This is a genomic window from Arthrobacter celericrescens, from assembly GCF_003614925.1.
In the GTDB taxonomy this organism is placed as follows: Bacteria; Actinomycetota; Actinomycetes; order Actinomycetales; family Micrococcaceae; genus Arthrobacter; species Arthrobacter celericrescens.
Map to the genome: position 1 here is coordinate 1 of NZ_QYLP01000093.1, position 21,188 is coordinate 21,188.

At 59.6% G+C, this 21,188-nt stretch carries 7 protein-coding genes; 5 read left to right on the plus strand and 2 right to left on the minus strand.

The window, feature by feature from the left end; genetic code table 11:
• Window positions 1–249 precede the first annotated feature (249 nt).
• Window positions 250–2,148 carry a DUF262 domain-containing protein gene (locus tag D3654_RS16615; protein ID WP_120522571.1) on the minus strand — a complete coding sequence of 633 codons (1,899 nt, stop codon included), beginning with the start codon at window positions 2,146–2,148 and terminating at the stop codon, window positions 250–252.
• A gap of 106 nt (window positions 2,149–2,254) precedes the next feature.
• On the minus strand, window positions 2,255–3,682 hold the full coding sequence (locus tag D3654_RS20550) for a hypothetical protein (RefSeq protein ID WP_162943767.1): 1,428 nt from the start codon (window positions 3,680–3,682) through the stop codon (window positions 2,255–2,257).
• A gap of 264 nt (window positions 3,683–3,946) precedes the next feature.
• On the opposite strand from D3654_RS20550, the gene D3654_RS16625 reads away from it, so the two are divergent.
• From D3654_RS16625 to D3654_RS16645, 5 genes are all read left to right on the plus strand, one after another.
• A complete protein-coding gene (locus tag D3654_RS16625; protein WP_120522573.1) occupies window positions 3,947–6,808 on the plus strand; it encodes a helicase-related protein in 2,862 nt (953 codons plus the stop codon).
• On the plus strand, window positions 6,808–11,529 hold the full coding sequence (locus D3654_RS16630; protein ID WP_120522574.1) for a DNA methyltransferase: 4,722 nt from the start codon (window positions 6,808–6,810) through the stop codon (window positions 11,527–11,529). Before D3654_RS16625 ends, D3654_RS16630 begins: the two co-directional genes overlap by 1 nt.
• Window positions 11,529–17,903: a DEAD/DEAH box helicase gene (locus tag D3654_RS16635; RefSeq protein WP_120522575.1), complete on the plus strand. Its 6,375-nt coding sequence runs from the start codon at window positions 11,529–11,531 to the stop codon at window positions 17,901–17,903. Before D3654_RS16630 ends, D3654_RS16635 begins: the two co-directional genes overlap by 1 nt.
• A gap of 1 nt (window position 17,904) precedes the next feature.
• Complete coding sequence (locus tag D3654_RS16640) at window positions 17,905–20,163, plus strand: 3'-5' exonuclease (RefSeq protein ID WP_205571839.1); 2,259 nt, start codon at window positions 17,905–17,907, stop codon at window positions 20,161–20,163.
• 97 nt (window positions 20,164–20,260) lie between these two features.
• Window positions 20,261–21,187, plus strand: a complete 927-nt coding sequence (locus D3654_RS16645; protein ID WP_162943768.1) for a protein NO VEIN domain-containing protein — start codon at window positions 20,261–20,263, stop codon at window positions 21,185–21,187.
• The last annotated feature ends 1 nt before the right edge of the window (window position 21,188 follow it).

Genomic DNA, 21,188 nt, shown 5'->3' on the forward strand with positions numbered 1-21,188 from the left:
ATGCTTAGACACACTCATCCCAGCAGGGCCACGGGCCCCATCTTTATCTACGACACGGAATCATTTCCCTGCCAACCACGAAGAGCCGGATAAGGTCCTGCATCCACACGGGCTCTTCAAACGCGTGTAGTGCACACTTCGGCCGATTGACCGCCGGCGAAGTCCGCGGGTCATTGGGCCCAGCCACGCATCTAATCTGGGATTGAGCAGGTCGGCCATCGTGACAAAGACCTCTACGTTTGACTGCCTCTAAACCGGCTCCGAACTGGCGAATTCACTGCCGCTTTCAGGCCCGGGCGCGCCATCCGTCGGTCTCGGCCAGGCTTCCAGGGCTACTCCAATGAGGTGGCGGGTTCGTGCGGCAATTCGAGTCTCGTCCCACTGTGCGGACCACGTCTCTTCCTCGAATTCATCTGCAGTCTCGGGCCGGGACAATACGGAACCCGTGGTCAGACGCAGAAGGCTGTGCTTTTGAATGGCTGGCCGCTTAAACTCCCAGTTCTTATTGCTGAGGGGAGAGTTTAGCTTCGCTGTTACGAGCGTGAGATTACCCAGTTGGTGGATGGACGATTCCCGCCGCAACAAGTCGGCTTCAGTATGCTGACCCGGTAAGGCCCAATGTTGTCCCCATTTCTGGGGCATGAGGTGTTCGATGTTGAGCTTGGAATCGGTGCTTGAAAGCTGCCTTCCTTGTTCTGTCTTGCCAGACTGAAGATGGTTCTCCAACCCAACCAACAAACTCTTCAACCGTGCCCTATACACAGACTTGTAAAGACCTGGGTCAGCCAGCGCGACAGCGAACTCCTCGTCCGTTGGCCACCTTCGGGAATCGGCCGTTTGTGCAGCGAGCGCAGAAACAACGGCGTCACCAACCGACTGCGGTTCAGCCGTGCGCGCGACATCGATCAGTAGGACGAATAGTCTGTTGTAATCACCGTTCGACATGCGGGCCACGCCGCGGCGCATGAGGAAGGAATCGATGGCTCCTGCAAGAAGCTCTCTCTGATCGACAGGAACCCCTTCGTCAGCAAAGACGCTTAGCAACAGGGGCCAGGGCGTCATTGTCCCCGTAGCTTGCATGCGGTTTAGAAGTGCACCAACACGTGTGGACGACGGCATTCTGTCCAATTCGTCGTACTTGTCAGCGTACCGCCTTATATCTACGATCAGCTCAGCAGCGCTAGGACGGGCGGAGGCAAGCCACTCGCGAGCATCGACGAACAAGTGCTCCGCGCTGACCTCACCCCGTGTCTGGACTGTGAGCCAGTAACTCAGCAGCAGATCGACGCGTGATCGCTTCATGCGGCCTGTGGTTACTTGACGGCGCCACTCTTGACCGTCCAGAGGGAGCCAGCTGTCAAGAAGAAGCGAATCTGCTCGCTTGTGGTCGCCTTGTTGTTCGACTTTCTGAAACAGCAAGTTCTTAACCAAGTCGGCCGCATCCAATTTGACTCCGCGGTGATTGAGGGCTTCAAAGATCACCTGCGGGTCGTCATATGCTTCCAGATATATCTGGACGAGTTGCATTCGGTCTCGAAGGGTTTCAAACAGATAGCCCAGTCGAAGCTCAGAATCATCAGTATTCTGGCACCAAACGAATATAGCTTCCTCAAACCAGCTAGCGGCCTTTACTAGCTTGTGTTCGGCTTGGTTGGGCGGGATGGGAAGGTCTGTTGTTCTAAGCGCCCAGCGGAATGCCTCGTTGTCTTGCGGCAAGGGCCAGAGTTTGTGGAGGTCCTCTGGGTGATCCGGGTGGATGGCTTCATGCTTGTTGTCCAGAAGCGTGCTGAAAAGACCAGCTGAAGTGCGTGCCTCGATTCTTCCGGCTACTCGCCGGGCGGCAGCTAACAATACTTGGAGAGTGGTCAAGCGCTGTTGACCGTCGATGACGCTTGAGGAAGAGAGCCGGCGGGGAAGGTGGCGGCGTGATTGGATTACGACAGCACCAAGAAAGTACGTGCGGGGATCGTGGCGTCCGTGTTCGTCTAGGACTTCAGCTTCGACTTCTTCCGCCGCGGTGCGAACATCGGTCCACAACGGTTCCCAGTTAGCTTCTTCATCCCAAACGTAGGGACGTTGAAATCGCGGCACGACCAAATGATGGTCAGCAGCAAAGACATGTCCAAGAGTGACGTCACCAGCTTTCAAGTTCTTCCCCCTTCGTTTTGGATGAGGTTGTAGCGCAAGGCCACCTTACGTCCTTGTCCCCATATAGATACTTCGATCGGCATTTATTGAGGCTTTCCAAGGCATCTCAGGATTCCGCTTGGATCCAGTGCAGAAAATCGGACCACATCGGGGGAAGTTCTTCACAGTCCCTGGGCGAGCCAGCTTCCTGGTAATCCTGTAGTAGAAGCCCGAAGTTGTCGCTTACAGGAACAACCGTCTTGTCTGCATAGTCCCGGTCGTCGCCTTCCCACCGAGGAAGATGGTGTTCCCGGTGGAGCTCATCAACTTCTTGCCACATCCAGCCCGAAAGGCCGGGAAAGTACCGCCAACCGGCAGATGAGTTACGTGACGTACCTCGAACCACGTCAAGAAGAGGAAAATCACCATTGCGTTTGGCCTCGGTATCCGTGATCACCCATGTCTGGGTTGTTTGCAAGTCCTTGGCCCAGTATTGACTTGCGTTCCTGGGGTTTGATGTGAGACTAAGGGCTGCTTCCGTCAACTGGGGCAGATCAATGGAGATGGTTGATTTCGAAGGGGGTTCCAGGCCGATTTCGACCCAGCGCTCACCTCGAGTTATCCATCTGCAAAAATCATTCTGAACATGCAATTTGCCTGTGTCCTGCCCCTCCAGCATGTTGACGCCAGCTCGCGCATTGATTGCGGTGTATTTGGAGAGCAGATCAAACGTCCAACGGCCGGTCGGCGCCTCAGTCAGGAGCTTCTCAAGTAGCGGCAAGATGAGCGGGAACTCGGTTCCTATGCTCAGGACTTCAGCAAGAGTTTCTTGCTCGCGCAGCGTGCGTCTTGGGTTGGGAGCACTTCCGGCCTTCCTTTTCCTAAGAAGTTGAGCATATTCTCGCCACGGACCTTCGACGTAGTTCTGCTTCGAAATTGTCGAGATTTTGTCGCGTGCTGAAACGTTGCCGGCAAACGACCATCTACCCCCTGGGAAACGTGTCCACGCGGCAGTGTCCGTGGTGTACACGAGATGCCATTCAGAGTCGCCACGAGTGCGTCGAGCTGTGAGCGTAGGAAAAACAGCGCAGAAATCCTCGATGTTTGGGCCGACTTGATCGTACCCAATGTCGTCGCTGTTGGCGTCCCACCACCTAATAGCATCCCGGCAAAGTTCTGCGGCGATTGAGATTCCGGCGCCACGAAGATGACCGAGGCGCCATCGACCTCTCAGGTTTGTCGAGCCGCTCGGGTGCTGGTTAAAGGCATCGGCATGTTCTTCGAGAGCATCTGCTATCGGAACCCACTTTCCACCACTTCTGTACTGCGCGGTTGGACTCCACCCGTGATGTGTCCAGTGGTCAGGCGTGTCCTTAATCAGGTGCCGAATCCGCCCGTTAGAAGACCATGAATCGGCCAGAAACAGCGCACCACGTTCCGGTTTGAATTGCGCCTCTAGGAACCCAGTCGGGCCCTCGAGTTCAAAGGAGAGTTGTCCATCGACCTTTCCCCGGCGATTGCTTAGCCATGCTGGGCTATCCTGCCATGTTTCCACTACGAACTCCTCCCTAGGCCTGGACGGGAGCGCACTGCCCTCAGGTCCCCACGATCTATCTCTTGGCGCCGCCCGGAGACGAGGTGCATGTTCAGCCGAATCCCATGCTCGGACCCAGCATAAATCCTATTGTTGGTCGCGTTGCAGAAATGGCGGATTACAACACAAAGGGGTCATCGAGTCGTTCAGGTACATTATGGGTCTGGAGGTAGGCGCAGTTGGCAAAGCTTCCGCGTGGGGACACAGCAAGCACAGGAGCAGGTCTTGACAGTTACAGCCGAAAATCGGGAACTTGACGTCGCGCCCGGTTCGGTGGTCCACGTTCGTGATGAGGAGTGGCTGGTCACCAGCCTCGAGAAGTCCGTCGATGGAACCCTCATAAGGGTCCAAGGTCTTAGCGAACTCGTAAGAGATACGACGGCGGCCTTCTACTCAGCCCTGGACCACATCGAGGTCGTTGACCCTGCCAAGTCCAAGGTCGTTGCCGATGACACCCCGAACTACCGCAAGGCGCGTCTCTTCCTCGAGACCACGCTCCGTAAGACGCCCACGCCGCAGTCCGCGGAGCACCTGACGGTCTCCACGCGCATGCTGTCCCGCAACCTGAAGTACCAGCAGATCGCCGTCGCCAAAGCACTCGATACTAAGAACATCAGGCCCCGAATCCTCATCGCGGACGCGGTTGGCCTAGGCAAAACACTCGAGATCGGCATGATCCTGAGCGAGCTGGTCAAACGCGGCCGCGGCGAGCGCATCCTGGTGGTCACGCCCCGCCACGTTCTTGAACAGATGCAGCATGAGCTGTGGTGCCGCTTCGCCCTGCCGTTCGTCCGCCTCGACTCCGCCGGCATCCAGAAGGTCCGCCAAAAACTGCCGGCCACGCGTAACCCCTTCACCTACTACAAGCGCGCCATCATCTCCATCGACACCCTCAAGAGCGCCCGGTATCGGGCCCACCTCGGCAAGCTGAACTGGGACGCCGTGGTCATTGATGAATCCCACAATCTCACCAACACTGGCACACTCAACAACGAGCTCGCCCGCATCCTCGCCCCCAACACAGAGGCGCTCATCCTGGCGTCGGCCACCCCGCACAACGGCCGCAACGAGTCCTTCGCCGAGCTCCTCCGCCTCCTCGACCCCACGGTCGTCCGCCCTGACGGGACCTTTGATCCCAAGCAGGTGGAGAACCTCATCATCCGGCGGCATCGCCACAGTCCCGAGGTCGCCCAAGAGGTCGGCGCAGACTGGGCCGAGAGGGAGGAACCGGACAACCGGCCTGTCGCCGCGTCGGCAGCTGAGAATGCAATCGCCGAGGAGCTCTCCGACACCTGGCTATACCCCAATGGTCGTCCGTCCCCCTACTCAGGACAGAACGGGTCCCTGTTCTCCTGGACGCTCGCCAAGGCTTTCCTCTCCAGCCCAGCCGCGTTGCTGGAAACAGTGACCGAGCGTCTGAAAAAGCTCGACGCCGATGCCCCCACCGAGGCGAAAGAGACTGAGGCGTTGGGTCGCCTCCGCCAGCTTGCAGAAATGGCCAACACAGGCGAATCAGGCAAATACAACGAACTCGTCAGCTACCTCAAGAAGATCGGCGTCGGCAAAGGGTCTCCAACAAGGGCCGTAGTCTTCGCGGAACGCGTCGCCACGCTCAAGTGGCTCCAGGAGACCCTGCCCAAGGCCCTCGGCCTCAAGCCCGAAAACGTCGGTCTCCTCCACGGCGGCCTCAGCGACGTCGAACAGCAGAGCATCGTGGACCAATTCAAACGCGGCAACAGTCCGCTCCGGGTCCTGGTCACGGGAGACGTCGCCTCCGAAGGTGTCAACCTGCACGCCGAATGTCACCACCTGATCCACTTCGACATCCCGTGGAGCCTCATCCGGATCGAGCAGCGCAACGGCCGTATCGATCGCTTCGGTCAGCGCCATAGGCCCCAGATCACCACCCTCTTGCTAAACCCGAGCAACACCCGCTTCTCCGGCGATATCAAGGTTCTGACCCGACTGATGGAGCGCGAGCACGAGGCTCACGCCGTGCTGAACGACGTCGCCTCCCTCATGGGGAAGTACAGCGTCAAGCAAGAGGAAGACGCCATCCTGGACGTCCTCCTCGGCAAAGCCAAGTTGGAAGATACCGTCAGCAAGCCAGACCCGAACCCCGAATCAGGCGACGTTTGGGACTTTCTCGACTTCGAAGCCCTCAACCAGGTCGGCCCCAGCGAGGACGTACCGGTAGAGAAGCCGTCAGGCCTGTACGCCACGGACCTGGACTTCCTCGAGGAAGCGCTGAACGAGGCCTTCGGCGAACCCCAGAAGAAACTCGGCTGGACCGTCCACGCAGGCCACGGCCTTGCCGAGCTGAACCCGCCCGTTGATCTGCAACATCGGCTCGGCTATCTTCCCCAGGACTATCTCTCCGAACGCAAAGTCACGGAGCGCCTCAAACTTGCCACCACCGTAGAAGCCGGCACCCGCGAGCTGGACAGGGCCCGCGAATCCGATGACATGAGCTGGCCGGAAGCCCACTACCTTGGCCCGCTTCACCCCGTCCTGGACTGGGCCAGCGACCGCGCCTTGGGGTCGATGTCCCGCAGCGAAGTGCTCGCGGTCCGCGGTGACGTCGACGCCCCGCAGGTTCTCCTCATGGGCACCCTCATGAATCGCCGCGGCCAGGTCGTTTCCAAGGCTTTCATCGCCGTCGAATTCCCCGACCCAAGCAACCCCAACTTCTGCATGGACCAGCCCCTGGAGGACTTGGGGGATCACCTGGCAGCAATTGGTGTCCACAACAAGGCGACCAATCCCGGCCCCGTCAGCTTGGACGGACTCCAGGCCCTCCTCCCGAAGGCCGTCGAGAATGCCAGGCAGACAATGCAAATGACGTTCGAGTCTGCGGCCACGGCAGCCGAGCAGCGACTGCAGTCGTGGACCGACCGCGCCACCGGCTGGACCCAGTTGTCCTTCGAACTCACGCAACGGGCCGAGGTCAAGAAACAGCGCGAGCGCGTCACCGAAGAGCAGCTCATCGCAGAGTCGCTCGCACCGGCCCAGCGCTTAGTCCGCCCGCTTCTGATCGTCGTTCCCCGCAATACCCCTACAGCCGTACCGGAAGGTGCTGACCACTAATGCCGTCCTTTGATTCGATCGTTGTCGGTGAAGACTGGATCAGCGAACACTTCTTCACCACGGATTCCACCAAAGAGTCCTTCCAGGCGGAGGTCATCCAACTCCGGAAATCCTGGGACGAGCAAGCCAAGGAAGGCCACTCCAGCACGCTCTCTCGCTTCTCGGAAGTCCGCGGCCGGCTGCAGATCCTCCTCGCCGGATTGGCAGAGGACCCTGCACGCGCTCGCGAAGCCTACGCCCTCCTTCGCACCGCGCTCGGGTTCAAAGGTACGACGGCGGCAGTCACCTTTGAGCGCAGCGGCACCGAGACATTGGTTCCCGGTGTGTGGATGACGGACAACGCAGACGTAGTGTTTCTTGAGGCCGGTGCAGCCGATGCTGCTGAAGATGTACTGTCGTCAGTCCTACCGCTCGGACGCGTGCTCGTCGACGGCAAAGAGATGCCGTCATTGACTCTAGCCAAGGTCGTCTCTGAAATTTATCTTGCGGAACGCTCGCCCAAGTACGTCGTCATCATGGCCGGACGATGGCTGATGCTGACCGAACAGGAGCGCTGGGCCGAGGGCCGCTACCTCGCCGCTGACGCCCTGCTGGTAGCGGACCGAAACGACATCAAGAAGCATTCTGAAACCGACCGCTTCCTGGCCATCTTTGGTCGCGACTCGCTCATGCCGGCTCCTGACGGATCCATCTGGTGGGACGAAGTCCTGGCGGCATCCGTCAAACACACCGTCGGTGTCTCCCAGGACCTGCGGGAGGGCATCCGACGGTCCATCGAAATCATCGCCAATGATGTCCTCCGGCGGCGGGCCTCGCGCGGCCTTCCGGCGGACGACGTCGACGGTCAGGACCTGGCCCGGCAGTCCCTGCGGTTCCTCTACCGCATACTGTTCCTGTTGTACGCCGAGGCTTCCCCGGAGATGGGCGTGCTGCCCATCGGGGCAGGTGAATACAACGAGGGCTACGGCCTGGACCGGCTCCGGGAACTGACGCTCGTCAACATCCAATCCCAGGAATCACTGCGTGGCACCCACATCTACGAATCGCTGGAACGGCTGTTCCGGCTTGTCGACGGCGGACACAACCCCCGGCCCGGATTGTTCGCCACTGACGGCCCTTCTGGAGACAACGAAGGCCTGATCTTCCAGCCGCTGAAGGCCGACCTCTTCCAAAAATCAGCCACTTCCCTCATCAACGATGCAAAGTTGAGCAACGGGGAGCTCCAGCGCGTCCTGCAGCACCTGCTACTGAGCAAGGAAGCCCGCGGAAAAGACCGTGGATTCATTTCCTACGCAGAACTGGGCATCAACCAGCTTGGCGCCGTCTATGAAGGCCTGATGTCCTACACCGGCTTCATCGCCGCAGAACCCCTTTACGAGGTGGCGAAGGACGGCAACCCGGAGAAAGGTTCTTGGGTGGTCCCGGTAGACCGCTCCGAGTCTATAGATGCCAAGCACTTCGTCAGATACGAGGACGAGCGGACAGGCGAGAAAAAGCTCGTCCTTCACGAGACAGGTTCTTTCGTGTTTCGACTTGCTGGCCGCGAACGTCAACAGTCTGCCTCCTATTACACCCCGGAGGTATTGACGAAGTTCGTTGTCTCGCAGGCCCTCGAGGAGCTGCTGGACCAAGATGGTGGAACCACTCCTGCCGACGACATCCTGAAGCTCACCGTCTGCGAGCCGGCGCTTGGCTCCGGCGCGTTCGCGATCGAAGCGGTCCGTCAGCTTGCGGATGAGTATCTGAAGCGCAAGCAAAAGGAACTCGACTTCCAGATCCCAGCTGATGAATACCCACAGGAGCTGCAGAAAGTAAAAGCGCAGATCGCCTTGCATCAAGTCCACGGTGTTGACTTGAATTCGACGGCGGTGGAACTCGCCGAAGTTTCACTGTGGCTGGACACAATGGTCAGGGACCTTCAAGCTCCGTGGTTCGGGCTGCGATTGCGACGAGGAAACTCGCTCGTCGGTTCGCGAAGAGCCACGTATTCACGTCAGTCAGTAAACGATAAGACATGGCTGAAGTCCGAGCCAGCCGAAGCGCCGCTCACAGGTCTTGTTAGTGCAATGGAGGACGATAATGACGATCCTAACGTTGCCAGTCGCATCCACCACTTCTTGTTGCCGGCTGAAGGCTGGGGGGCAGCGGCCGACGCCAAGGAAGTCAAAGACCTGGCGGGTGAAGCACAGAAAGAGCTGAAGGCCTGGCGAACCAAGGTTAAGGCAAAGCCGAATAAGACGCAGCTCGATCGCCTGGTCGCTCTGGGCACCAGGGTGGAATCGCTGTGGAAGTTGACGCTGCGTCGCCTGCAGGTGGCGGAGACCGAGGCACGTCGCGAAATGGACTACTTCGGAAAGCCAAAGTCAGTCATTGAAGTCAGCACTTGGTTGGTTGACCCTGTCGAAGCCCCGGCCGTCACTCGCGAACAAATCGAGCAGTCGCTAAACGATGAACACGGCTCCTATCAGCGGCTCCGCCGGGTCATGGACGCGTGGAACTCATTGTGGTTCTGGCCTCTAACGGAACGTGCGACTGGCGGCATCCAACCACCATCGCTCGAGCAATGGATTTCCGCCCTCGAAGGCATTCTCGGTATCGAAGCTCCCGCAGGAAAGACGTCACGGAAGTATGGGCTCATTGAGGGCCAAACGTCCGTTCTCTCAATGGCATCATGGGGAGAGCTGGAAGCCATGGAATCCTTTGACCTCGGTACAGCGCAAGTCAGGCCAATGGACATCGTGATCAAGGAAAACCCATGGCTCTTGGTTTGCGAGCGAGTCGCTATAAACCAAGGTTTCTTCCACTGGAACCTCGACTTCGCTCCGGTATTCGGACGCGGTGGATTCGACTTGCAGGTGGGAAATCCTCCTTGGGTCCGCCCGCGATCCGATGAGGCCGCGCTGCTCGCCGAAAGCGATCCCTGGTGGCAACTGGCAGTCAAACCTAACCAGACACAATTGAAACGCAAAAGGGAAGAGACGCTATCTCGCACGGGTACCAGGGACACGTTCATAGAATCAGCGGCTCCCACACCCGTTATTGCAGAATTCGTCGGATCAGTATCTGACTACAATCTTCTCGCAGGCCTCCAGCCAGATCTATATCGGGCGTTCATGGTGCGCACATGGCGGTCCTCGTCAGAGAAGGGCATCGTGGCTCTAATCCATCCCGAATCGCACTTCACGGAAAAGAAGGCGGCGCATCTGCGCGGTGAAACTTATCGCCGATTGCGAAGTCACTGGCACTTTGTGAATGAATTGTCGCTGTTCGAGATTCACCATCGCGTGAATTACGGAGTGCATGTTTACGGTGCTCGCAGAGAGTCTCCGAATTTCCGGATGGCGGCGTCGCTATTTCATCCCGAGACAGTTTCGCGCTCCGAAGCTCACGATGGCACGGGTCCAGTGCCGGGCCTCAAAGACGAAGCGGGCCGATGGGATACACGACCCCATCTTGAGCGCATTCTTAGAGTCGACGAAACGGTGCTTGGAGTTTGGGCAGGCATTCTCGAGGAGCCAGGGACCTCTGCCATCCACACGCGCATGGTATATCCGCTCAACATAGCCAGCGTGCACGTACTGGAGAAGTTGACGAAGGCTTCACGTGTTCGGGAGTTGGGACTTCAATATTCGCGAGGATGGGACGAATCCCTTGATCAAAAAAACGGCCGCATCGTCGTAGGCTCGGCTGTCACTACCTCGTGGGAAGACGTTGTCCTCCAAGGACCTCATCTTAGTGTTGCGAATCCCTTATACAAAGAACCCAACCCATCGATGCGGACAAACCAAGACTGGACGGAGATCGACTTGGAGGCGCTTCCAGTCAATTTCGTTCCGCGGACAAGTTATCAGCCACACGGGGATAGAGCTACGTATGATGCCGACTACGATCAGTGGCGTCTGAACGCGGATGGTTTGATGGTGCCGAGCTGGAGATTTCCCCGCGTTGCGTGGAGAAAAATGGCGGCAACTAACGGCTCACGTACTTTGCACGCGGCTATGCTCCCAGCCGGGGCCCGGCATATCGAGGGGGTACGATCTTCAGGTAACCCGGCCGCAGCGACACGGTCAATCGCAATCCTTGCGGCAACTTTTTCCAGCATTGTCGTTGACTTCGTCGTTAAAGTGTCAGGCATCGCGAACCTCACTCCGAGCGCGATGGAAGAGCTGCCATCACTGTTAAGACCTAAGCTCGAGGATCAGCTGGTCCACCGATTGACTCGGTTGACCTGCTTGACGGCGTCTTTCTCGGGCTTGTACGAGGAACTTTTTTCCGACGCGTGGATAGACGACGCATGGACCCGTGAAATTAAGGGGCCTGATAACGTTCTTGCCGCTGCTGGTAGCCAGTGGCGAGCCTCGGTGCCGCTCAGAACGGCAATCGGTAGAAGACAGGCGTGTTTGGAGATAGATGCAATTATTGCGCTCGAATTTGGACTAACCATCGACGAACTGTGTGCGCTCTATCGAACGCAGTTTCCCGTGCTGCGCGCCTACGAGCAGAACGATCTATACGATGCCAATGGCCGAAAAATCCCTGGAGATATCAATCGTCTCTACAACAAATTTGGAACAGGCATACCCCTTGAAGATCGGACCTGGCCGCATCCGCAGAGCGGAGTCGAGTACGTCTTTGAATTCCCGTTCCAGAGCTTCGACCGCGAAGAAGATATGCGGAAGGCGTACGCGCACTTCTCGAGCATGTTGGGGGAGAGCGCCTGATGTCGGAACTCTTGCCAACCAGCCAAGCCGGCGACCTTCGCCGTGGCCTGTCGGACTACTTAGCCACGACCTTCGCCCTCACCGACGGAAACGCGCAATCCGCCATTAAGGACTTCCTTTCTCATCCAGATGACGGTCTGTTCAAGGGCTCCTACATTCGGCTGCGTCTGCCCTTCAAAAGTGCCGAGCCTGGTTGGCGGGACTATCTTGACTGGTACGAGGGCTTCGAGCCCTACGGCCACCAGGCCCAGGCGTTTGAGCGGCTGAGCAGCAAGGCCATCGTCCGCGATGGTGTTAGCCCCAACCGCTGGCCGGAGCCCACGCTCGTAACCACGGGAACGGGATCCGGTAAGACCGAGGCGTTCCTGTACCCCATCCTGGATCATGTCCTGCGGGCAAAACGTGATGGCGTCACAGGCATGAAGGCGCTCATCCTCTATCCGATGAACGCCCTCGCCAATGACCAGGCAAAGCGCCTGGCCGAAATGTTGACCACCTACTCCGAACTCTCCGGGATCAGCGCCGGCATCTACACCGGGCAGCAGGACACCAGCCGCACCAAAGTATCCAGGGATGGTCTCATCAACGATCGTCAGGTCTTCCGCGAAGATCCGCCGGACATCCTGCTAACCAACTACAAGATGCTGGATATGCTCCTGCTCCGCCAAGAGGATGCGCCCCTTTGGCAAAAGTCGGCGACAAGTCTGCAGTACGTGGTGCTGGATGAATTCCATACTTACGACGGCGCCCAAGGAACTGACGTCGCCATGCTGCTGCGCCGGCTGGGGCTGTCGCTTAAGAGCTACTGGCCGGAAGACCTCACCGATCGTATTGACGGTCTAACAGAAGGGGACCGGGCCCGGCCGCTCGGCCGCGTGACTCCCGTCGCCACATCCGCAACCCTTGGCAGCAAGGGTGATCCCGAGGCGATGCTTCGTTTCGCTGAGACTGTCTTCGGCGAAGCCTTCCCCCCTGAAGCGGTTGTGACTGAATCCAGGCTGAGCCCTGAGGACTGGTCGGCGTTGGGCTCCGGCACTGTACGGGCGAATGATCTACACACCGTCACACTAAGTATCTCCGAAACGAATGCGGCCGTAGCGGCACTCCGGGAAGCTGGTGCCGGGCCGGAAACCGTGGTTGAACCCGTTCTTGACTCGCTCTTCGAGCAGCGGCCCATCGACCTGCTGGACGCGATGCGCACGCATCCGCTCACCGCAGCCCTCCTCGACCACGCAATCGCCGCCGTCGAGCTCGCCAAACTGTCACAGACAATCTTCCCGGCGTATGCCCTGCCGGAGGGTGTGACCGCTTCGGATAGCGAAGAATTCCTGTCACACGTTATCGCACTGCTCAGCCACATCCGCGCGCGTCATGGCCGCGAAGCCTTGACCGTCGAAACCCACCTCTGGATCCGGGAAATGTCCCGGGTGGATGCCGCTGTGGACACGGTGCCTCGGTTCCGCTGGTCAGATGACGGTGTGGATCAGTCGAACGACATGTTTTTGCCCGCCGTCTATTGCAGGCACTGCGGACGGTCCGGCTGGGGCGCCGTTCTGGCACCCACCGGCATGGACCTGGAACTGGACGACTCCAAGATCCGCGAGGCGCGCCTGGCGAACAACCCGAGGTTCAGAACGCTCATTTCCGCCGCCGCCGAGGCTGACATCATCGAATTCCGTCAGGATGGCGCGGAGCAGGTCCAGGGACTGCACTGGCTGCACACAGTCAATCGGGGACTTTCCAAGACTCCTCCTGCTGCCGACAGCGCAGACATGGCCGAAGGCCGCGTCATTCCCGTGCTGATGCTTACCGGCCAGGATGCGGATGACCAGTCCAAGAGGGATGTTTGCCCTTCCTGCCTTGCCAAGGAAGGCATCGCCTTTATGGGCAGTGCCATCGCCACGATGCTCTCCGTCAGCATCTCCAACCTCTTCGGTGCCGAGGGCCTGGACGAGGGAGAAAAGAAGGCCCTGGTCTTCACCGACAGCGTTCAGGACGCCGCCCACCGTGCTGGCTATGTCCAGTCACGCTCCCACACCATGACGCTCCGCACCGCACTGCGCCGTGCTCTGGGCGAGGATACGGCGACACTCTCAGAGGTTGTCGATGCTGCCATTGCCAATGCGAAATCGCCGACGGAGCGTTATCAGCTGGTGGCCCCCGAATACGTGGACCGCCAAAGTTTCCGTCAGTTCTGGAACCCGAAAGCTACACCGGCCGAACAGGCGCGGGGACGCCGGTTCGCCAGGCGCCGCCTGCAGTTCGACGCCCTCCTTGAGCTCGGCTTGCAGTCCCGCACCGGCCGGACGCTGGAGCTCACCGGCTCTCTCGCCGTGGAGACGGATGCGGGCAGTGCCACGCGCATGGTCGCCGTCGCCCGCCGGGCTTACGAATCCGCCCAGCACCAAACCATGGTTGGGGGCACCGCGCCCTCAGAACAGCAGTTGCTGCAGTGGATCCGCGGCACCGTGGAACGTGTCCGCCTCCAAGGCGGCATCAATCACGAGTGGCTCAAGGGTTACATCGCCACTGACGGCAAGCGGTGGCAGATCTGGGGAGGCCGGCCCAAAGGCGAAGGCATGCCCGCTTTCCCTTCCGGGCGTCCCGCGCCAGCGTTCCCGCGGATCGGCCGGGCGGACGCCGCAACCGAGAACCTGGACAGCGTCACGCCATCGACTTCGTGGTACTCGCGATGGACGGCGCGCTGCCTTGGCATCGCTCCGTCGGACAGCGGCTATCTTTCCAAGGCTTTAATCACGGCGTTGGAAGAGGACGGTGTGCTGGGCAAGACCAGCACCAACTCCGGAGCTGACGTCTACTGGCTGGATCCGGCTAAGATCGTGCTCTCCGTGCCCGCCGTTGAAGACCTCGAGTCCGGACGCCATCTACTCGGGTGCAAGGTCTGTAAGGCCGTGACTCCGGGGAGCCTGGCCGTCGTCGACCAGCTCGACGGCGCCCCCTGCACTCTGGTCCGGTGCAGCGGAAGGCTGGAACGCCAGGCGGGCGACTACCGGAACTTCTACCGGGACCTTTACTCCTCACGGGAAAGCAAACGTGTGGTGGCCCGGGAGCACACCTCCCTCCTGGACGACAAGACCCGGATTCTTTACGAAACCCGGTTCAAATCAGGGTCCGACAATCCGCAGGCCCCCAATGTCCTGGTCGCCACGCCCACTTTGGAGATGGGCATCGACATCGGCGACCTCTCGTGCGTCATGCTTGCGTCCCTTCCCACTTCAGTCGCCTCCTACCTGCAGCGCGTTGGGCGTGCCGGCCGCCTCACGGGCAACTCGCTGGTCCTCGCGTTTGTGCGGGGCCGCGGCGAGCATCTGCCTAAGCTGCATGACCCTCTGTCTGTCATTAACGGTGAGGTCCGTCCGCCTGCAACGTATCTGGACGCAGAAGAGATTCTGGGGCGCCAGTATGTGGCCCACGTGGCAGACCGGTTCGCCCGGACCGCCGGTCGCCCCCACCCCCGCGACGCGGTCCAGGCCCTCGGCAGCGTCGCACCGGGCTCGTTCATCGGGGACCTGATCCAGGACGCCACGGCGAATGCCAAGGTGTACCTGGGTGAGTTCCTAGGCCAGTTCGGCGAAAGGGTCTCCGACGGAAGCCGCCAGCGGCTGATTGCGTGGGCATCCCAGCACGACGACGGCGAGCCCAGCGGTCTCGCCCGGCACCTCATCCGGGCGGCAGGGGAGTGGAAAGCCGACATCGACGAGCTCGAGGCCCGCCGCAAGGAAATCGACAAGGCTCTGCCGGAGCTGGAGGCCGCCGCCAAAGAAGCAGAGCGGTTGGAGGACAAGTCGTCTGATGCAGTTCAGGCCCTCCGCACTGCTAAAGCGACTCTTCGCATGATCGGCGACCAGCTCAAGCAGCTTCGCTGCGATTACTGGATCTCCGTGCTGGAAGCCTATGGCGTCCTGCCCAACTACACCCTGTTGGACGATTCCGTGAGTTTGGACGTCGGGCTGTCCTGGAAGGATGCCGACACGCAGGAGTTCGTCACGGACACCGTGACGTACAACCGAGGCGCCTCCGTAGCGCTCAGCGAGTTCGCCCCCGGTGCCACCTTTTATGCCCAGGGCATGGAGATCCTGATCGATGCGGTGGACCTTGGGCCGCAGCAGAGCCACGTTCAGAAATGGCAGGTGTGCCCGCAGTGTGGCTGGGTCAAGAAGGATGTGGGCACCAGTGCACCGGTCGCCAGCTGCGTCAGATGTACGACGGCGGCAATCGCCGACATGGGCCAGATCTTCGACGTCGTGGTTATGAAAAAGGTCTCCGCCGAAGTAAGACGCGACGAGGCCGCCATCAATGACCGCCGCGACAACCGCGTCCGTGAAAGATTCACCATCGCTGCCGCGGCTGACATCGACCAGCAGCACCTGCAAAAGCGCTGGTTCGTGGAAGGTTATGAGTTCGGCGCCGAGTACTTCAACCGGGTAGACATCCGGTGGATCAACACCGGGCGGACCGCGTCAAACGGCGGGGTCCGGACCATCGCCGGCGACGACGTGCGTACACCAATGTTCCGGTTGTGTTCCTACTGCGGCCAGCTGGATCAGTCGGCCAAGGAGAACCGGCCGAACGAGCACCGCTTCTGGTGCAAGTTCCGGAAGGAAACCCAGGAGAGCATTAAGGAAGTAGTCCTGGCTCGCGAGCTCAATACCCAGGGCGTGTTGCTGCACCTTCCGCTGGACGTCACCTACGGTGATGATTTCTCGGTGCCGAGTCTTCAGGCCGCGCTGCTCATGGGTCTCCAGAAAGTCCTGGGCGGCGCACCTGACCACCTCGCGGTGCTGAAGATCAATGATCCCGCACATGGCGGTGGTCGGATCGCACTCATGCTCCACGACAAGGTCCCTGGAGGCACCGGCTACCTCGCCGAATTCGCAGATGCGAATCGTGTATGGGAGCTGCTTCACGCAGCGTGGGAAATAGTGCGTGATTGCAGCTGCCGTTTCGAGGAGCGGCTCGCCTGCCACCACTGCCTCCTGCCGCACGCCGAGCCGTGGCAGGTCGACAAGGTTGCCCGTGCCAGTGCCGAGCGGCTGCTTGGTTTCCTTCTGCGCTCCGGGCAGAAGGCCGCCGAGGGTGACGCTCCGCCGTCGTACGCGGACTGGACCGTAACCGAAGAAGCGCCCAGCCCCGAAAGTTCCATCGAATCGCTGCTGGAAAAGCGGTTCCGGAAAGCCTGGATGGACCGGCTCAAAGCCGTCGGCGCGCACACCAAGGTCACACCTGGTGCGCTCGCGGACACTATTACCTTCCGCATCCCCGGGCAGAACTTCCAGTGGCAGCTTCTTCCACAGGTGGATGTTGCCGGCACACGGCCGGACTTTCTGCTGAAAGGGCCCCCGGACCCTAACTTTCCGGTGTTGGCGATTTACACCGACGGGTTCGCATTCCACGCGTCGCCGGAGCACAACCGGATCGCGGACGACGCCGAGAAGCGCGATAAGCTTCGCCACACCTCAGAACTGTCTTCGGCGGTGGTTCCCTGGGCTGTGACATGGGAGGACGTGACTGCGTTTGAGGTGGGTCCGTCAGCGTCGGTTGCGCTGCCGTCCTGGGCAAACGCCAAGCTGAACGCACAGCTGATGGCTAAGTTCCCTGTGGACGCGTCCATCATGGGCTTGCTGGGCCGGGATGCCATGAGCATGCTCTGGCAGTGGGTCAACAAGCCGGATCCTGAGTCCTGGAACAAGTTCTCTGAGCTGGTGCCGCTGATGCTCATGCAGCAGAAGCCGCAACCTTCGGACGCGGACGCGGTTTACGGGCATGCTGTGGCCTTGGCACGTGGAGAACAGCCCCCGCTGCCAACCGGCAGTGTGACAGCCTGGACGTACAGATCCGGCAGCGTTGGCTTTGCTGCAGCAGGCTCGCCCAACAGTCTGTCGACGATCGCCGTCGGCCTCTGCCTCGATGATCGACAGGAAGCACTGGCTTCTATTTCCCACGAAGCCTCTTGGCGGCTTTGGCTGCAGCTCTCGAACCTACTGGCATTCAAGCCTATTGGGCTGACAATCGGGTCCGCGGGATCCGGCGTCAGCGCTGGAGGCTCAGTTGCTGCAGAAACTGCACGAAGGGAAATGACTGTCGAGGTTGGATCTGCGTGGCAGTCTCTCCTGGAACAGGCGACGGAATTCGAAAAGACACTGCTCTTGCAACTCGCCACAGCAGGCCTGGACGTTTTGCCCGAGCTCGGATACGAGGTGGACGGCGTGCCGGTCTCAATCGCCTGGCCGGATCATCATATTGCCGTCGTGTTCGACGGTGACGAGCGCGAGGGACTGGAAGGCGCAGGATGGACCACCGTAGGCATTGATGTGGATGAGATATGTGAACTGCTCAAGGTAAAGGGGGCTTGAAGTGGCACTAGTGACATGGATCAAGCAGAAGGACAAGATCGATGGCGCAATGAAGGCTAAGGTCTACTCATTCTTTGAAAAGTTGCAGAAGGACGACACTGCACCTGGCCTCCACATCGAGCCGATGGTCAACCCTGCCGACTCGCGCGTCCGGACTGGCCGTATCGATCTGAACTTTCGCGCGGTGCTGTTCAAGGTGGCATTCGAGAATGTTCCGCACTATTTCTATTACGGTGCGTGGCCCCACGATCAGGCGATTGACATTGCCCGGTCCAGCGTGCTCCAGGTGAACTCTGTCAACGGTGTTCTCGAGGTGGTGCGCGCATCAACACCGGCTTCCGGGGCGCCAGCGGAGACTCCCGCGAACGAGCCATTCAAGGTCGTTGTTCCCGAAGGTCCTGAGGAGGAACCAGAAGCGGAATCACCCGAGCTCTGGACGAATCCGCTCCCGGCCTGCGGAATGAATCAGCGCGACCTCGTAACGAGCCTCGGTCTCGCTGCGGCTCTTGTGGATAAGGCTTTCTCAGCCTCGTCTGATGAAGAACTATTGGATGTTCTGGGCGATTCTCCCGAGTGGCAGGCGACGGCGCTGCTGGAGCTTGCCGCTGGTACGTCCGTCTCGGAGGTGCAGGACAAGCTGGCCTTGAGCCGGTACGTAGATGATCCAGAAGAGTCCGAAGAGGACAAGATCAAACGTGCCCTGGAGCACCCGGCAAGCAAGATGCAGTTCATGTTCGTAGGAGACGACTCCGAAGAGCTGAAAAAGGTCATCGAAGGCGGCGACTTCGATTCCTGGCGTACCTTTCTTCATCCCGAACAGCGCGTCTATGCTGAACGACGCTACAGCGGATCTTTCCGGCTTTCAGGAGGAGCCGGCACGGGTAAGACGGTTGTATTGCTGCACCGGGCAAGAGCACTTGCTCTCGCGGAGCCTTCCTCCTGCATAGTGCTGACGACCTACACGACCACTCTTGCCGAGTCGCTGGAGAGCGGACTCGCGAAGCTCGACGCCGATCTTCCCCGTGCGTCTAAGCCAGGCGAGCCGGGTATCTACATCGCGGGCGTGGATTCGCTGGTGAGCAAGGTCTTCCGGGCTTCTATGGAGGCAGAACAACGGCAGTCGATGAAGGATCTCTTTGGCCTCGGGGGCGCCGCACCTGGAAAGATCCTCGATGCAGATCGTGCCCGCCAACAATGGGAAAGCGCGATTGGCGATGTGGAACATGAACTTGAGACCGAGCTCGCCAATCCCACCTTCCTCCAGCAGGAATACGAGACCGTTGTGCTGCCGAATTTCATCACGGGTAAAGACGAGTATCTTAAAGTCCCCCGCACGGGGCGTGGCACTGCGCTCAACCGCGCTAAGAGGCTGGCCGTTTGGAAGATCATTGAGGGCTACCGGTATTACAACCGGATCGACATGCACGCGTCCTTTGTCGAGATGGCGCACCTCGCAGCGTTGGTGCTCCGGCACCGCAGTGAGAATGGCATGACACGTTTGGCAGACCACGTGCTGATCGACGAAGCACAGGACCTACATGCAGGTCACTGGCTCTTCCTCCGGGAATTGGTTCAGCAGGGGCCCGACGACTTGTTCATTGCCGAGGACTCGCACCAGCGCATCTACGGACAGAAGGTGCCGCTATCGCGCTTTGGAATTGGCATTGTAGGCAGGTCTCGGAGGCTGACACTCAACTACCGGACCACACAGCAAAACCTGGCATACGCCGTCGGACTGCTGAAGGGGGTTCCGGTCACGGACATCGAAGACACAGACGAGTCCGTCAACGGATACACGTCTTCCCGTGTAGGACCTAAGCCGCAGGAGCACGCGGCGGCGTCCTATGTGGAAGAGCTGGACAACCTTGCCCAGACACTTCGAGCGTGGGAGGAGGAAGGCGTTCCGCTTGAAACAGTTGGCATCCTGGTTCGCGCGAACTTCCAGATCGGCAAAGTAATCAACGGACTCAACGAGCGGGGATTAGAGGCGCGTATTGCCGGCTCCCCTGCCGGTTCCGGCGTTCCGTATGTGATGACCATGCACCGGTCAAAGGGCATGGAGTTCACCCGGGTTGTTCTGTTTGGGATGTCGGATCAGTCGATGCCCGCGGCATACCAGTTACAGAATTTGGCTCCGGCTGAACAAGCGGATGCGCTTCTCCGCGAGCGTTCGCTCCTCTACGTTGCTGCTACGAGGGCAAGGGACGGGCTCGTCGTGTCATGGAGCGGCAAACCGTCAGAGCTGCTTGGTACAAAGTAGTTTTGCAACATCATCTGTGATTGGGGGAGAAATGGCGGCAGGGTCGACGGCGACGAAGTCCCGATGGTGGGACGGGGACGCCAAGCAGCGGTACTGGATGGAGGTTGTTTACGAGGAGCGATTTGGAAGCCAGCTCATTGCTCCCGGAGGTGGCCGCCATGACCGGATGAACGACGTCCGAGTCGGGGACGTCATAATCCATTGGCTCAGCCGCAAAAACCCCATGAAGTGGAAACCAGGAATTTACGGAGCCTCAGTTGTAGCCGGTCCTCTGCAGAATGACAGCGGAAGCTGGCTGGGCCAGCCAGCGGACACAATTCCTCTGTCCAACTACACTGCACTGCAGAAGCCACTACTGCTTACCGATCTGAGGGAGAACTACGAGGAAAGTATCCTGGGGGTTCTGGCCACATTGACTGAAGAATTCGCCAAACCAAAGCGGACCATCTACTTTCCGTTCAACAGGCATCCGAGAGCTGGCCTAAAGCCAAACGAAGGCTACCTCTTCAAAATGCCACAGCAGGTCGTACAACTTGTGCCCGACCTATTACCAGATAGCGACTGGGGCGGCTTTGACCGGCCTCTCCTTGCCCCTCCTGTGAGTGGGCAAAACGGTGTGCGCCAGCGGTACGCTGGCTTCTGTGCTGATCCGGTACTGAAAAGGGCCATTGAGATGCAGGCCGTGCGACAGGCGATAAGGCACTACGAAGCTGCCGGTTATGCGGTAGAGGATGTTGGCGCCTACAGGCCATATGACCTCGAAGCAGTGCGCGGCGACGAAGTTCGTCGCGTCGAAGTGAAGGGTTCTCAGGGGCACGTTCAAAAGGTGATTCTGACCCGGAACGAGGTGACCAACGCTAATGAGTTCGACCGGACGGACCTGGTTGTCGTTGCGGAAATTCAGTGGGAGCGCCATCTGGATGGGACCATCACCACTGAAAGCGGACTGATGAATGTTTATCCGGACTGGAAGCCATCGCCTGAAAACCTCATGCCCTTGAGCTACGAGTACTTCCTGGATTAGA